Genomic DNA, 14,316 nt, shown 5'->3' with positions numbered 1-14,316 from the left:
CCGTGGCCGGGCCCGGCCCAGAACCCGGAGGGTAGATGCTCCCGTTGACCACCGATCCGTCCAGCCGACCGGGCGCCCCGGCGCCGCGCCGACGCCGCCGGGCCCGTTGGTTGGCCGCGGCGCTCGGTGCGGCCTGCGCCGCGGCGCTGCTGGCCGGCTGCGGCCACGGCGGGACCGGCGGCTCAGGTGAAACTGGTACCCCATCGGAGTCCGCGAGCCCGACCGAGGCCGCGCCACCCGGCCCGGCCGAGCCCACCGGCCCGACCGCCACCGCGCCGGACGGCCGGGGTGTGATCCGCCCGATGGCGGCGCCGGCCGGCTGCACCAGCACGGTCAGCGACAGCGACGCGATGAAGCAGGCACTGGCCGCCGCCCGGCCGGGCAATACGATCTGTGTGCTCGGCAACCTCGGCGACGCGCGCCTGTCGATCAAGAGCTCCGGCACCGCGAAGGCCCCGATCCGTGTCGTCGGCGACGGTAGGACCGTCGTCAAGGGCATCACGGTGGCGGCCAGCTTCGTCGACATCAACGGCATCAACGCGATCAACCCGCACGCCCCGGGCATCTCGCTTGCCGGCAACAACATCACCCTGGAGAACTCGACCTCGATCAGCCCGCACGGCGACGACGCCGACGGCATCCGGTTCTGGGGCAGCAACATCGTGATCCGGCACAACACCATCCAGCACACCAGCAACGCGCACAAGGCACACGCGGACTGCATGCAGACCTTCGCCACCGACGACGAGAGCCCCGCGAGTCAGCACATCCTGATCGACAGCAACCGTTGCGAGGACATCTCCAACACCTGCCTGATCATGGAGGGTCCGAACAGCGAAGCGGGCGACGGCAGCGGGGTCGGCGCGACCAACGACGTCACCTACGTCAACAACTACTGCCAGAACCACGCCGACGAGGCACTGCAGATCGACGACGTGCAGAACCTGACGATCACCAGGAACGAGATCGCCGGCGACATCAACCACGCGTTCGCCCTGCAGAACATGACCACCGGCACGAAGGTCAGCGACAACAAGATCAACCCGGCCGTCCGCTACGAGGTCGGCATGGACGACTCGTCCAAGCCGGGGTACCAGGGTCCGCCGTCCGGGGGCAATCCCTGAGCCGGCCCGGCGATCCCGGCCGGGGGCTCACCGCGGTGGTGAATTCCCGGGCTCACAACGTTTTCAGAGCCCGTTTTTCCACCCATTGACGTGGTGCCCGCCACGACTGCGCGCTGGAACTTGCATCCGTGCGCCCGGCACTCCACCATCACTTAACCTACTCACGGTAAGAGGTGACAAGCGGTGCGGCAGGACTGGGACGACGAGAGCACTGAGCCGGCCACCGGTGTGACCGCGTCCTGGGCAGCGGTGTTCCGTGACGTCCGTACCCTCGCGGTCGACCTGACCGTTGCCGGCGCCAACATGGCACGCCAGGTGCCTCGGGTGCCGATGCCGCCGATCACCGAGCTGACCACCGGCTGGACCCGCATCGAGGACGCCGTCCTGCGGGAGATCAAGAACCGGCTCGACCAGGTGGACGCGACCGGCGACCACCGGCCGCACCACGGGCACGCGGCGGGCGGTCGCAAGCCCACCCCGGGCCAGCTGCTGGACGACCTGCTCGGTGCCTCCATCGACGCCGACTCCGCCGGCAGCCGCGACGAGCTGTACCGCGCACTGCTGCTGCGGCTGGTCCCCGACGAGGCCCGGATCCTCGCCGCGCTGTCGGACGGCACCCCGTACCCGCTGGTCCACGTGCAGGCGCGGGCGAACGGCGGCCGCACCGTGCTGTCCAACGCCTCCTCCGTCGGCCGCGCGGCCGGGGTGCAGGTGCCGGACGCGGTGAGCACCTACGTCGCCCACCTGCGCGCCCTCGGGCTGGCCGAGGAGGGCCCTTCCGACGACTCCCAGAGCGTGCAGTACGACATCCTGCTCGGCGAGCCGGAGGTCCGGGCCGCCGAGGAGGAGGCCCGCGACGCCGGTCGGCTCGGCGCCCGGGTGGTCCGCCGGACACTGCGCATCTCGCCGCTGGGCCGTGAGCTGTGGAAGGCCTGCCGGCCCGATGACCTGCCCGAACCGGGTCCGGAGAGCGTCTCCGACGCCGACCTGCTCGATTCCGACGGTGTGGCCCGGGCATTGGGCTCGGCGGCATCTGGGCTCCAGTTCAACCCGGACACCGGGTACCGGCCCGACTCGGGAAGCCTGAACGGCAGCCACACCTCGGGAGTTGCCGGCCGCTGACCGCGCCCGCCGCTCAGTCCTTGTCGGGCTCCTGCGGCAGGCCGATCGCCCGGGAGAACTCCGCCTTGGGCTCGTGGATCTGCTCCAGGGAGACCACTTCGCGGCGGAACAGCAGCGCCTGCGTCCAGTCCGAGCAGATCCGGAACTTGCGGTTGAAGGTGGGCATCCGGCTCAGGTGGTAGGTCCGGTGCATGAACCAGGCCACGACACCCTTGAGCTTGACGCCGTAGATCTCCGCCGCGCCTTTGTACAGGCCGAGGCTGGCCACCGAACCGGCGTAGCTGTGCTTGTACGGCTTGACCGGTTCGTCCCGCAGGTGCGCCACGATGTTGTCGGCGAGCTGTTTCGCCTGCCGGACCGCGTGCTGGGCGGACGGGCTGGTCTTGGCCTCCGGGTCGTCCTTGGACAGGTCGGGCACCGAGGCACAGTCCCCGGCGCTGAACACCTCGGGGCTGCCCTCGACCTGCAGCGCGGCCGAGCAGATCACCCGGCCCTTGTCGTCGAGCGGCAGGTCGGTGTTGGCCAGCATCGGGTTCGGCTTCACCCCGGCGGTCCAGACGATGGTGTCCGCGTCGAACTCGGTGCCGTCGTCCAGTACGACGTGCCCGCCCTCCATGGTCTTGACCCGGGTGTCCAGGAAGACCTCGGTACCGGCGGCCAGCAGCTGCTTGACGGTGTACTCGCCCATCGGCGCGCTGACCTCGGGCATGATCCGCCCGGACGCCTCGACCAGCACCCAGCGCAGATCGGACGCATTGATCGTTTCGTAGTAGCGGCTGGCGTAGCGGGACATGTCGGCCAGTTCGGCGAGCGCCTCGACGCCGGCGTAACCGCCGCCGACGACCATGAAGGTGAGCAGCTTGCGGCGCAGCGCCGGGTCGAGCGTGCTGGTCGCGTCGTCCATCCGGGACAGCACATGGTTGCGCAGGTAGATCGCCTCGGCGACGGTCTTGAACGAGATGCCCTGCTCGGCCAGCCCGGGAATGGGCAACGTACGGGCCACCGAGCCGGGAGCCGCCACCAGCACGTCGTAGCCGATCTTGCTGATGTTCCCGGTGGACGCCTCCACGGTGACCTCGCGGGCCTCCCGGCTGATCGCGGTGACCCGCCCGGTGAGGACGTGGCACTTGCGCAGCGTCTTGCGCAGCGGCACCACCACGTGCCGGGGCTCGATCGAGCCGGCCGCCGCTTCCGGCAGGAAGGGCTGGTAGGTCATGTTCGCCTGCGGATCGATGACCGTCACCGACGCTTCGTTGGCGCCCAATTTCTTCTGCAGGCGCAGCGCGGTGTACATGCCGACGTAGCCGCCGCCGACGATCACTATTCGTGCGTTGCTTGCCATACTTCTTATGCTCCCATCAGCCGGGCAAACAACACACGTCCATACCGGGTGAGCCTCGTCGCGTGATCGGGGCTACTTTTTTAACTTAATTACGAGGATGTTTCTATTTCCGTTATTCGGGGCGCAAACCGGCCAACCGGGCCGCATTGGCCAACACCGCCCGCACCATCGCCGGGGTCAGTCGGCCGGTAAAGGTGTTCTGTTGGCTGACGTGGTAGCAGCCGAGCAGGTGCAACGGCCGGCCGCCCGGGCCGCTGGGCGCCAGCTCCACGTGCGCCCCGTGACCGAAGACAGGGCGCGGCCGGGGAATCGTCCAGCCGCTCTCCGCGAGCACCGGCAATAGCGCCTGCCAGCCGAACCCGCCGAGCACCACCACCGCGCGCAACGTCGGGGTGAGTAGCGCGAGCTCCTGGAGCAGCCACCGCCGGCAGGCGTCCCGCTCGGCCGGTTCGGGCTTGTTCGCCGGCGGCGCGCAGTGCACCGGCGAGGTGATCCGGGTGCCGTACAGGGTGAGCCCGTCGCCGAGGTGCGTCGCGGTCGGCTGGCTGGCCAGGCCCTCGGCGTGCAGTGCGGCGTAGAGCACGTCGCCGCTGCGGTCGCCGGTGAACATCCGGCCGGTGCGGTTGGCGCCGTGCGCGGCCGGGGCCAGCCCGACGACGAGCAGTGCGGCGTCCGCCGGCCCGAACCCGGGAACCGGGCGCCCCCAGTAGACCTGGTCGGCGTAGGCGGCCCGCTTCTCCCGGGCCACCTGCTCGCGCCAGGACACCAGCCGGGGGCAGCTACGGCACTCGCTGATCGCGGCGTCGAGTTGACCTAGGCTCGCCGGCATGAGCGAGGACCGGGCCGACGCAGTGGCCGACGACCGCACACCCCGGGACGAGCCCGCCGACGACCTGGTCACCACCCGGCACACGTTACGCACCCCGGCCGGGGAGCTGGCCTACACCGCGACCGCGGGCCGGATCGTGCTGCGCCGCGAGGAGCACACCGACGGTGTCTTCGACGGCCACAAGCCCGGGGCGGAGGTGTTCGTGGTGGCGTACACCGCGGACCGTGCGGCGGGCTCCGACCCCGCCGAACGGCCGCTCACCGTGGCGTTCAACGGCGGTCCGGGGTCGTCGAGCGTGTGGCTGCACCTGGGGCTGCTCGGGCCGCGCCGGGTGCTGTCCGGCGATGCCGGCGACCCGGTCCCGCCGCCGTACCGGCTGGTCGACAACGCCGAGTCCCTGCTCGCCCAGTCGGACCTGCTTTTCGTCGACCCGGTGTCCACCGGCTACTCGCGCGCGGTCACCGGAGGCAAGCCGGCCGATTTCCACGGCTTCGCAGGCGACCTGGACGCGGTCGCCGAGGTGATCCGGCTCTGGGTGACCCGGCAGCAGCGCTGGCTGTCGCCGCTGTTCCTGGCCGGTGAGTCCTACGGCACCCTGCGGGCCGCGGCGCTGGCCGGGCGGCTGCAGGAGAAGTTCGGCATGTATCTGAACGGGTTGATGCTGATCTCCACGGTGCTGGACATGACGAGCATCCGGTTCCACGAGGGCAACCTGCTGCCGTACTCGCTGTTCCTGCCCAGCTACGCGGCCGTCGCGCACTACCACGGCCTGCACGGCTCCCGGGAGCTGAGCGACGTGCTCGCCGAGGCGGAGGAGCTGGCCGAGCGGGACTACCCGTGGGCGCTGGCCCGGGGTGCCCGGCTCGCACCGGGGGACCGGGAGCGGATGGTGACCCGGCTGGCGGCGGTCACCGGTCTGTCCGAGGACTACGTGCGCCGCACCCGACTGAGGCTGGAGAACCAGCGGTTCTTCCGCGAGGTGCTGCGCGACCGGGGGCTCACGGTGGGTCGGCTGGACGCCCGGTTCACCGGTTGGGAGCCGGACGACGCCGGCGACCGCAACAGCTACGACCCGTCGATCGCGGCGGTCGACGGGGCGTATGCGGCGGCGCTGAACGCGCACGTGCGCGGCACGCTCGGCTACGCCAGCGACCTGCCGTACGAGATCCTCACCGACCGGGTGCACCCCTGGTCGTATCAGGAGTTCGAGGGCCGCGAGGTGACCGTCGTCGGCACGCTCGGCGCGGCCATGCGGGCGAACCCGCACCTGCGCGTGCAGGTCGGCTGCGGCTACTACGACTGCGCGACGCCGTACTACGCCGCCCAGCACACCATTGCCGGGCTGGCCATCCCGGACGAGCTGCGCGACAACATCGAGATGCACTACTACGAGGCCGGCCACATGACCTACGTGCACGAACCGTCCCGGCTGGCCCAGTCCGCGGACCTGGCCGCGTTCGTCACCGCCGGGTAGCCGGCGGCACTGCTCACAGCCCGGCTTCGCCCTTGGCGGCCTCCAGCAACAGACCACCGCCGACCAGCGCACCGAACATGGCCAACAGAGCCAACAGGTACGCCCGTTTCGTCGTCACCCGCCCGCCGAGAACGTGCGCGGCGGTGCACAGCAGACCGCAGGCGAGTGCACACAGCGCACGCCAGTCGAACCGCTCCGCGAGAAACGCGGCCGGCCAGAACAAACTGAAGAACGGCAACACGTACAGAAAGAGGTGCGCCCGGTACCAGCGGCTGTACAACTTGACGATCCGGCGGGGTCGCTGGGCGGAGGTCTGTTCGCTCACGACTGGTGATCGTACGGAGAACGCCGAGGCGTCGAGCCGTCCGTCGGAGAACCGGGTCAGAGCAGCGAGAGCGCGATCCCGTCCAGGATGTCGTGCTCGCTGACCACGAGCTCGGTGATCCCGGCGCGCTTGGCCAGTTCCTCGGCCAGCACGGTCACGATCAGCGCGCCGCCGCCGATCACGTCCACCCGGCCGGGGTGCATCGCACCGAACTCCATCCGCTGGTCCCGGGTCCGGGTCAGCAGCTCGTCGGCGACCCGGTGCAGCTCCGGCAGGTCCAGCCGGGACAGGTGGATCTTCTCCGGGTCGTACTCCGGCAGGTTCATCGACACGGCGGACAGCGTGGTGACCGTGCCGGCCACGCCGACCCAGGTCCGGGCGCCCTCCACCGGCACCACCTCGAACGCCTCGGCGAGGACCTGCTGGGCCAGCTCACGCCCGGCGGCGCGCTCGTCCTCGGTGGGCGGGTCCGACCTCAGGCAGCGCTCGGTGATCCGGACGCAGCCGATGTCCACCGAGCGGGCGGCGTGCACCTCGACCCCGCCCTCGGTCCGGGAGCCGACCACCACCTCGGTCGAGCCGCCGCCCACGTCCACCACGACGAACGGGCCGTCCTCGGCCGGCAGGTCACCCACCGCGCCGGTGAAGGACAGCCGCGCCTCGGTGTCACCGCTGATCACCTCGGCGTCGGTGCCGAGCGTCGCGCGGACCATGCCGAAGAAGTCCTCCCGGTTGGCCGCGTCCCTGGTCGCCGAGGTAGCCACCATCCGCACCCGTTCGGTGCCGGCACCGCGCAGGATCTCGGTGTAGTCGGCCAGTGCCACCCGGGTGCGCTCGATGGCGTCCGGATCGAGCACGCCGGTCGCGTCCACGCCCCTGCCGAGCCGGACGATACGCATCTCCCGGTGCACGTCGGTGAGGTGCGCCCGACCGTCCGGACCGGGTGCGGCGTCCGCCACCAGCAACCGGATCGAGTTGGTCCCGCAGTCGATGGCGGCCACTCTCGGCATGCGTGCTCCTCGCTGGTCGCCGACGGTCGTTCGACCGGTCCGGGCTCCGATGTGGGCTCCGATGTTGGCAACGTTACCGAGGACGGCGCGCACCCGGACGGCGGCGGTGCGGAGTTGACCTACCTCGGCTGCCCGGAGTTCGCCGGGTAGGCGGCTCCGGGGTAGTTGGGCGGCGCGGTGCCGTTCTGGCCCGTGGTCCCCGGTGCGGCCTGCCCCGGGTTCCCCGTTGTTCCCGGCGCGGCGGCGTTGGGCTGGCCGGTGTACCCGGCCGGGTTGGGCTGGCCCGTGTAGCCGGCCGGGTTGGGCTGGCCGCTGTAGCCGGCCGGGTTGGGCTGGCCGCTGTAGCCGGTCGGGTTGGGCTGGCCGCTGTAGCCCGGCGTACCGGCGTTGTTCTGGCCGGCGGCATACCCGGGTGCGCTCACGTTGGGTTGTCCGGTGTAGCCGGGCGCCGCGGCGTTGGGCTGGGCGCCCGTGGCCGGTGTCGGGGAACCGGCGGCCGAGGAGCCCGACGCCGCGGACTCCGGGATCACGATCACGTAGCCGGTCCCGGGCGGCGAGCCAGCCGACCGCCCTGACCCGGTCCCTTGCGTCGGCGCCTGCGTCGAACCGGGCAGGTTCTCCTCGGCGGCGGGCGCCGGCCGGCTTGCCGGGGCGGCCCGCACGTCGGGCACGGCGCGGGGCTTGGAGGCAGCCCGCGCCCCCGGTGCCGACCGGGCGCCGGGAGCAGCTCGGACCGCCGGAGCAGCTCGGACCGCGGGAGCCGGGCGGACGGCTGGGCGGTGGCGTGACACCGGGCGGGCCGGTTGGCGAACCACCGGCGCGGGCCCGGGCAGCGGGCCGGCCGCACCGGGGGCGGCCAGAACGACAGGGGGTTTCGGCGCCGGGGCCAGCAGGGGTACCGAGGGCGCACCGCCGGCATAACCGGCCGCCCAGGTGCGCACCGCCGTCACGTAACTGGGTGAGTGCCGGTACCGGAACAACGCCGTGGCGAGCTGGGCGGGGTCGCCGAGGTTCGGCCCACCCGCGCACAGGTAGCGGCCCGCCGTCAGGGCGGCGTCGAAGAGGTCGTTCGGATCGGTACGGCCGTCGCCGTCACCGTCCGCCGCGTAGCGCTGCCACACCGACGGCAGCAGCTGCATCGGACCGACCGCGCGATCCCAGAGCGGATCCGAGTCCCACTGCCCGTGGTCGGTGTCCGGCACCCGGCCCAGCCCCGGCGAGCCGTCCAACCGGGGCCCCAGGATCTGCCCGATGGTCCGCCCGGTGCCGTCCACCCGGCCGCCGCGCGCATTGTCGGACTCGGCCCGCCCGATCGCGGCGAGCACCGGCCAGTGCAGCTGGCAGGCCGACTGGGACAGCCCGAGAACCTGCTCGGCGTGCCTGTACGCGGCCAGCGGCACACCGGGTACACCGTTCGGCCCCGGCGCCGCGGTTGCCGGGGCCGCGGCGGCCCCGGGCGGCGGATCGGTGAACGTCAGCTCGCCGGCCGAGGAGCTGCCGGTGGCCGACTCCTCGGGCAGCGGCTGGGGTATCGCGGCCAGCGAGACGGACCCGGGAAGCGGCACCGAAGCGCGCGCCGGCGCCTTAGCATCCGCCGCCGGGACCACCTCCGGTTGCTCGTGCGCGTGGACCTCCACCGCCACCCCGCCCACGGCAAGAGCCGCGACCAGCAGCACCCAGGCCACCGGTCGCATCCCACCACCCCGGAACGGCACGGCAATACCCTGCCTGAGAGGGGCTGTAGGTGTCACTCAAACGCTATTAGTCTCAGGTCATGACCGACCTTCTGGACCAGCGCGGTGTTCCAGCCAGCAACGTTGATGCCTCCGAACGGGTGGCGGATAACCCGGCCGTGGCAGCCGGATCCAGCGCCGACAACCGGTTCCGGACCCATCAGGTTGCCAATCAGGTTCCGCCGCTGGACGGGTACGACCCGCTGGCCTGCGATCCGGCCGTCGCCGATGCCCTGACCAGGGAGGGCGCCGCCGCCGCGCTGCCCGCACTGACCGAGACGGCCAGGATCGTCGGATCCGCCGAGGGACGTGAGCACGCCCGGCTGGCCAACGAGAACGAGCCCGAACTGCGCACCCACGACCGTTACGGCAACCGGATCGACGAGGTCGAGTTCCACCCGTCCTGGCACTGGCTGATGGACGTCTCGGTGCGCGCCGGCAACACCGCACCTCCCTGGGCACCGGACGCCGGCCCGGCCGCGCATGTCGCTCGCGCGGCGTCGTTCTACCTGATGAGCCAGCTGGAGCAGGGCCACTGCTGCCCGATCACCATGACCTACGCTGCGGTCCCGGCGCTGCGGCACAACGCGGAGCTGACCGCCCGCTACGAGCCCGGGCTGCGCTCGCGGGTGTACGTCCCCGGGCTGTCCGAACCCACCGGCAAGGCCGGGCTGCTGGCCGGCATGTCGATGACCGAGAAGCAGGGCGGCTCCGACGTCCGCTCCGGTACCACCGTGGCGACCCCCTCGGGAACGACAGGGGACGGCAGCTACACCCTGGTCGGGCACAAGTGGTTCACCTCGGCGCCGATGAACGACCTGTTCCTCACCCTCGCGCAGGCCCCGGGCGGACTGACCTGTTTCGTGCTGCCCCGGATCCTGCCGGACGGGACGCGCAACCCGATCCGGCTCGAACGGTTGAAGGACAAGCTGGGTAACCGGTCCAACGCGTCGGCGGAGATCGAGTACCAGAACGCGGTGGGCTGGCGGCTCGGTGAGGAGGGGCGGGGCGTCCGGACGATCATCGACATGGTGTCGGTGACCCGGCTGGACTGCGTGCTCGGCTCCGCCGCCCTGATGCGGATCGCACTGTCCGAGGCGGCCCACCACGTGGCGCACCGGTCCGCGTTCGGCGCCCGGCTGGCCGACCAGCCGCTGATGCGCGCGGTGGTCGCCGAGCTGGGTGCCGAGGTCGAGGCGTCGACCCGGCTGGCGCTGCGGCTGGCCGGCGCGTTCGACCGCCGCGGTGCGTCGGCTCAGGAAGCGGCACTGCTGCGCCTGGCCCTGCCGGTCACCAAGTATCTGGTGTGCAAGCGCACCTCGGCGGTGGTCGCGGAGGCGTCGGAGTGCCTCGGCGGCAACGGCTACGTCGAGGAGTCCGGGATGCCCCGGCTCTACCGCGAGGCGCCGCTGAACTCGATCTGGGAGGGCTCCGGCAACGTCAACGCGCTGGACGTGCTCCGTGCCATGGCTCGGTCCCCCGAGTCGGTGGAGGCGCTGCTCGCCGAGGTGGACGCCGCCACCGGTGCCGACGCGGGGTTCGACGCGGGGGTTGCCGCGCTGCGCGCCGAGCTGGCCGCGCCGGACGAACGGCGGGCCCGCCGGCTGGCCGAGCTCGCGGGGACCTGCCTGCAGGGCTCCGTGCTGCTGCGCCAGGCACCGAGCGAGGTCGCCGAGGTGTTCCTCGCCAGCCGGTTCGGCGACGGCGCCGGCTGGCGCACGGCCGGTACGCACATCGCCTCGGACGCCGCGACCGCCGCCGTGCTGGCCCGGGTCACCCCGACGGTCTGACCGCCGGCGAATTCCGACCGCACACCACGCTTGTGAGCCGCACACCCCCTTCAGTGGGTGTGCGGCGTACCGAGCGGGTGTGCGGCGAGCCGGTAGCCAGGGCGGCAGCCGAGCTCGCCCGGCAGCCGAGCTCGCCGGGCACCGAGGCCGGGCGCGAGCAGCTACCCGGCCTGTTGTACCCAACTCCACAGGAGGCAGGTCGTGAGCGCCGAAAACCTGCCTGGTGTGCAGCTCGGTAACAACGGCGCGAGCTTGCGGATCCACGGCGAGCGCGCGCTGAAGACACCGCGCGCCGTCAGGCCCCGGTGTGCCGAGAAGCGCGACTCAGTGTGCTGTGATTCCCGACTCGCGCGGAAAACCCCGACTCGCGGGCAACGCGGGATTCCCGGGTCCCGGTAGCTAGGGGTGGACGCAGGGGCCGGGGCGCCACCACTCGCCCAGTTCGGCCAGCGCCTCGTCACCGAACGGGTTCACCCCGGGGCCGGCGGCCAGCGCGTGCCCGACGTGCACGTGCAGGCACTTGACCCGGTCCGGCATACCGCCGGCGCTGACCTCGGTGCCCAGCGGTTCGAGGGCGTCCCGCTCGGCCAGGTACTCCCGGTGCGCACGGAGGTAGGCGGCAGCGAGCTCGGGATCGGCACTGAGCCGCTCGGTCATCTCCCGCATCCGCCCGCCGCCCTCCAGCCCGCCGACCAGCGAGCACAGCCGCGAGCAGGTCAGGTAGTACAGCGTCGGGAACGGGGTGCCGTCCTCCAGCCTCGGGTTCGTGCGCACCACGGACGGCAGGCCGCACGGGCAGCGGTGCGCCACCGCGCGCACCCCCCGGGGTCGGCGACCCAACTGGGCGGCCACCGCATCCCGGTCCGCCTGCGCTACCTCGTCCACCGGGGTGCCACTCACCTCTGTACTCCTCGCACATCGCTCCACAGCACGTCGAACCACGGTGCCCCGCCGCCCTCGCCCGCGCCAGTGGGCACCGCACCGGCGTCGTTGGGCAGCTGCACCACGTACGGCACCTCGCCGGGGCGCACGTAGCCCAGCCGGTCCCGCGCCTCCGCCTGCACCTGCCCGGGATCACTCAGCTGGTCGCGCCGGCGGGTGAGGTCGTCCACCTGACCGGCCAGCTGGTGTTGCTTGGCCTGCAGCGCGGACAGCTCCTGGCGCTGGGTCAGGTAGTTGCGCAGCGGTACCGCCACGGTCAGCGCCAACGCGCAGACCACCAGCGCCAGGATCGCGGCCCGCCTGGTCGAGGACACCCCGAGCATGCCGGAGGTGGCCAGTGCCATCCGGTGTGCCCGGCTGACCCGGATCGTGTCGGAGGCGGCACCGGAGGCACCGACCCGGACCTTCTCCCCCGGCGCCGGCGGGGCACCGCGCCCCGGGCCGGCCGCGCCGCCGTCGCCGCGGGCACCGCCGGGTGGCCTGGTCCCCGGTGCCCGGGCCGCCGAGGACCGGGCCGTTGTGGACCGGGCAGTCGTCGACCGGGCCCCGGCCGACCGCTCACCGCCGGAGGAGCGGCTCCGGCCGGCTCGGGCCCGACCTGGGTCGCCAGCAGGACACACCCTCTACTCAGTCCTCCGCGGTGAAGCGCGGGAAGGCGAGCTCACCGGCGTAGCGGGCGGCGTCGCCCAGGGTCTCCTCGATCCGCAACAGCTGGTTGTACTTGGCCACCCGCTCGGACCGGGCCGGCGCGCCCGTCTTGATCTGCCCGCAGCCGGTGGCCACCGCCAGGTCCGCGATCGTGGTGTCCTCGGTCTCACCGGAACGGTGGCTCATCATGCAGCGGTAGCCACAGGAGTGCGCCAGGGTGACCGCGTCCAGCGTCTCGGACAGCGTGCCGATCTGGTTGACCTTGACCAGCAGCGCGTTGGCGATCTGCCGCGAGATGCCCTCCTCGAGGCGCTCCGGGTTGGTCACGAACAGGTCGTCGCCGACCAGCTGGACCTTCGCCCCGAGCGCGGCGGTGAGCGCCTGCCAGCCGTCCCAGTCGTCCTCGCCGAGCGGGTCCTCGATGGACACCAGCGGGTAGGACGCCACCAGCTCGGCGTAGAACGTGCTCATCTCCTCGGCGCTGCGCTTGCCGCCCTCGAAGGCGTAGCTGCCGTCGCTGAGGAACTCGGTGGCCGCCACGTCCAGCGCGAGCACCACGTCGCGGCCCAGCACCAGGCCGGTCTTCTCCACGGCGGTGCCGATCAGGTCCAGCGCGGCCCGGGTACCGGGCAGGTCGGGTGCGAAGCCGCCCTCGTCGCCCAGTCCGGTGTTCAGCCCCTGCGCCTTGAGCACCGACTTCAGCGAGTGGTAGGTCTCGGCGCCCCAGCGCAGCGCCTCCCGGAACGACTCCGCGCCGATCGGCGCGATCATGAACTCCTGCACGTCGACCGAGGAGTCGGCGTGCGCGCCACCGTTGATGATGTTCATCATCGGGACCGGCAGCACGTGCGCGTTCGGCCCGCCGATGTAGCGGAACAGCTCCAGCCCGGACGACTCGGCGGCCGCTTTCGCCACCGCCAGCGACACGCCCAGCAGCGCGTTCGCACCCAGCCGGGACTTGTCCGGGGTGCCGTCCAGATCGACCAGCTTCTGGTCGACGATCCGCTGGTCCACCGCTTCGACGCCGATCAGCTCGGGGCCGATCTCGTCCAGTACACCGGCTACCGCCCGCTCGACACCCTTGCCCCCGTAGCGGCGGGCGTCGCCGTCGCGCAGCTCGACCGCCTCGTGCTCCCCGGTGGATGCTCCGGACGGCACCGCGGCCCGGGCCAGCGTCCCGTCGTCCAGGGCCACCTCCACCTCCACGGTGGGGTTACCCCGAGAGTCGAGAATCTCGCGAGCACCGACCTGCTCGATGACGGCCACATCTGCTCCTTGCCTGGCACGGGGCCTGCGTCGGGATGTTCTGCGCCGGCGGTCGCCGGCCGAGGCATCAGCGTCCCCCGAAGCCTAACCGCCGAGGCGGGCTCGCGGTTCACCGCCGCGCCACCTAACCTTGGCACGACCATGACGAGCGCTCCCTTCTCCGATCCCAGCCGCCGTGACGAAGGCCACCCGCCGGAAGGCCACCGCGACAGCGAGTCCACCTTCGCCTCCTACCGCCGGGCGGAGACGCTGTTGTCCCAGCGCCGCCCGCTGGACGCGGTGCAGGCGCTGCTGCCGGTACTGGCCGCGCAACCCGACGACGCCTCGGTGCAGCTGCTCGCCGGCCGGGCGTTCCTGGACTCCGCCCAGCTCCGCAGGGCCGAGACCGCGTTCACCCGGGTGTTGGAGATCGACCCGGCCGACCACTACGCGCGGTTCGCGCTGGGCAAGTCCCTGCAGCGCCAGGGCCGTTTCACCGAGGCGCTCGCGCAGCTGCGGATGGCGTTCGCCATGGAGCCCCGGCCGGAGTACCAGGACGCCATCGGCGAGGTCCGGGCGCGGATTGCGATCGGCGATCCCGACCCACCCCCGGAGGCCTGAGCCGACCGGTCACGACCGTCCCGGAAACGACGAATTGGTTCCGGACACTTGTCAAGCCTGGATTCTCAATAATCTGTCAGGTTAGGCTCAGCGCCATGAGGTTAGCCTGGC

13 protein-coding genes are annotated in these 14,316 nt (G+C 72.1%); 5 read left to right on the top strand and 8 right to left on the bottom strand.

Annotated elements, in window-relative coordinates:
* Window positions 1-35 precede the first annotated feature (35 nt).
* Together ACTXG6_RS12465 and ACTXG6_RS12460 are read left to right on the top strand one after the other, a co-directional pair.
* Window positions 36-1,124 (top strand): hypothetical protein, encoded by a 1,089-nt coding sequence (locus ACTXG6_RS12465; RefSeq protein WP_445187939.1) that lies wholly within the window; start codon window positions 36-38, stop codon window positions 1,122-1,124.
* A gap of 183 nt (window positions 1,125-1,307) precedes the next feature.
* Window positions 1,308-2,246: an Abi-alpha family protein gene (locus tag ACTXG6_RS12460; protein WP_445187938.1), complete on the top strand. Its 939-nt coding sequence runs from the start codon at window positions 1,308-1,310 to the stop codon at window positions 2,244-2,246.
* 13 nt (window positions 2,247-2,259) lie between these two features.
* On the opposite strand, the gene ACTXG6_RS12455 is transcribed toward ACTXG6_RS12460, so the two are convergent.
* Together ACTXG6_RS12455 and ACTXG6_RS12450 are read right to left on the bottom strand one after the other, a co-directional pair.
* Complete coding sequence (locus tag ACTXG6_RS12455; RefSeq protein WP_445187937.1) at window positions 2,260-3,588, bottom strand: NAD(P)/FAD-dependent oxidoreductase; 1,329 nt, start codon at window positions 3,586-3,588, stop codon at window positions 2,260-2,262.
* Between the two features lie 112 nt (window positions 3,589-3,700).
* Entirely contained in the window at window positions 3,701-4,417 is a 717-nt protein-coding gene (locus ACTXG6_RS12450) for a uracil-DNA glycosylase (RefSeq protein ID WP_445187936.1), read from the bottom strand.
* On the opposite strand from ACTXG6_RS12450, the gene ACTXG6_RS12445 reads away from it, so the two are divergent.
* Window positions 4,416-5,891 carry a S10 family peptidase gene (locus ACTXG6_RS12445; protein WP_445187935.1) on the top strand — a complete coding sequence of 492 codons (1,476 nt, stop codon included), beginning with the start codon at window positions 4,416-4,418 and terminating at the stop codon, window positions 5,889-5,891. The genes ACTXG6_RS12450 and ACTXG6_RS12445 overlap by 2 nt on opposite strands.
* A 13-nt stretch (window positions 5,892-5,904) precedes the next feature.
* Here the strand turns inward: ACTXG6_RS12445 and ACTXG6_RS12440 are convergent, their stop codons facing one another.
* The 3 genes from ACTXG6_RS12440 to ACTXG6_RS12430 all read right to left on the bottom strand — a co-directional run bounded on the left by ACTXG6_RS12440 (window position 5,905) and on the right by ACTXG6_RS12430 (window position 8,920).
* Complete coding sequence (locus ACTXG6_RS12440) at window positions 5,905-6,216, bottom strand: hypothetical protein (protein WP_445187934.1); 312 nt, start codon at window positions 6,214-6,216, stop codon at window positions 5,905-5,907.
* 56 nt (window positions 6,217-6,272) lie between these two features.
* Complete coding sequence (locus ACTXG6_RS12435) at window positions 6,273-7,226, bottom strand: Ppx/GppA phosphatase family protein (RefSeq protein WP_445187933.1); 954 nt, start codon at window positions 7,224-7,226, stop codon at window positions 6,273-6,275.
* 119 nt (window positions 7,227-7,345) lie between these two features.
* Entirely contained in the window at window positions 7,346-8,920 is a 1,575-nt protein-coding gene (locus tag ACTXG6_RS12430) for a lytic murein transglycosylase (protein WP_445187932.1), read from the bottom strand.
* An 80-nt stretch (window positions 8,921-9,000) separates the two neighbouring features.
* Between ACTXG6_RS12430 and ACTXG6_RS12425 the strand changes: the two genes are divergently transcribed.
* The gene (locus ACTXG6_RS12425) at window positions 9,001-10,749 is read left to right on the top strand and encodes an acyl-CoA dehydrogenase family protein (RefSeq protein WP_445187931.1); all 1,749 of its coding nucleotides are present in this window, start codon (window positions 9,001-9,003) and stop codon (window positions 10,747-10,749) included.
* A 399-nt stretch (window positions 10,750-11,148) separates the two neighbouring features.
* Here the strand turns inward: ACTXG6_RS12425 and ACTXG6_RS12420 are convergent, their stop codons facing one another.
* Genes ACTXG6_RS12420 through eno form a run of 3 tightly spaced genes read right to left on the bottom strand, consistent with a single transcriptional unit; the run spans window position 11,149 to window position 13,605 of the window.
* Window positions 11,149-11,649, bottom strand: a complete 501-nt coding sequence (locus ACTXG6_RS12420; RefSeq protein ID WP_445187930.1) for a DUF501 domain-containing protein — start codon at window positions 11,647-11,649, stop codon at window positions 11,149-11,151.
* Window positions 11,646-12,311: an FtsB family cell division protein gene (locus tag ACTXG6_RS12415; protein ID WP_445187929.1), complete on the bottom strand. Its 666-nt coding sequence runs from the start codon at window positions 12,309-12,311 to the stop codon at window positions 11,646-11,648. Before ACTXG6_RS12415 ends, ACTXG6_RS12420 begins: the two co-directional genes overlap by 4 nt.
* A 7-nt stretch (window positions 12,312-12,318) precedes the next feature.
* A complete protein-coding gene (eno, locus tag ACTXG6_RS12410) occupies window positions 12,319-13,605 on the bottom strand; it encodes a phosphopyruvate hydratase (RefSeq protein ID WP_445187928.1) in 1,287 nt (428 codons plus the stop codon).
* Window positions 13,606-13,746: 141 nt separating this feature from the next.
* Between eno and ACTXG6_RS12405 the strand changes: the two genes are divergently transcribed.
* On the top strand, window positions 13,747-14,205 hold the full coding sequence (locus tag ACTXG6_RS12405; RefSeq protein WP_445187927.1) for a tetratricopeptide repeat protein: 459 nt from the start codon (window positions 13,747-13,749) through the stop codon (window positions 14,203-14,205).
* The last annotated feature ends 111 nt before the right edge of the window (window positions 14,206-14,316 follow it).

The organism is Pseudonocardia sp. Cha107L01, assembly GCF_052566575.1.
The sequence above is the reverse complement of the archived record's forward strand: the minus strand, read 5'-3'. Positions and strand labels throughout refer to the sequence as shown.

Coding starts and splice junctions, on each gene's coding strand:
- ACTXG6_RS12430 (WP_445187932.1), bottom strand. CDS start 8,920: ATGCGACCGGTGGCCTGGGTGCTGCTGGTCGCGGCTCTTGCCGTGGGC.
- ACTXG6_RS12435 (WP_445187933.1), bottom strand. CDS start 7,226: ATGCCGAGAGTGGCCGCCATCGACTGCGGGACCAACTCGATCCGGTTG.
- ACTXG6_RS12445 (WP_445187935.1), top strand. CDS start 4,416: ATGAGCGAGGACCGGGCCGACGCAGTGGCCGACGACCGCACACCCCGG.
- ACTXG6_RS12455 (WP_445187937.1), bottom strand. CDS start 3,588: ATGGCAAGCAACGCACGAATAGTGATCGTCGGCGGCGGCTACGTCGGC.
- ACTXG6_RS12450 (WP_445187936.1), bottom strand. CDS start 4,417: ATGCCGGCGAGCCTAGGTCAACTCGACGCCGCGATCAGCGAGTGCCGT.
- ACTXG6_RS12465 (WP_445187939.1), top strand. CDS start 36: ATGCTCCCGTTGACCACCGATCCGTCCAGCCGACCGGGCGCCCCGGCG.
- ACTXG6_RS12425 (WP_445187931.1), top strand. CDS start 9,001: ATGACCGACCTTCTGGACCAGCGCGGTGTTCCAGCCAGCAACGTTGAT.
- ACTXG6_RS12405 (WP_445187927.1), top strand. CDS start 13,747: ATGACGAGCGCTCCCTTCTCCGATCCCAGCCGCCGTGACGAAGGCCAC.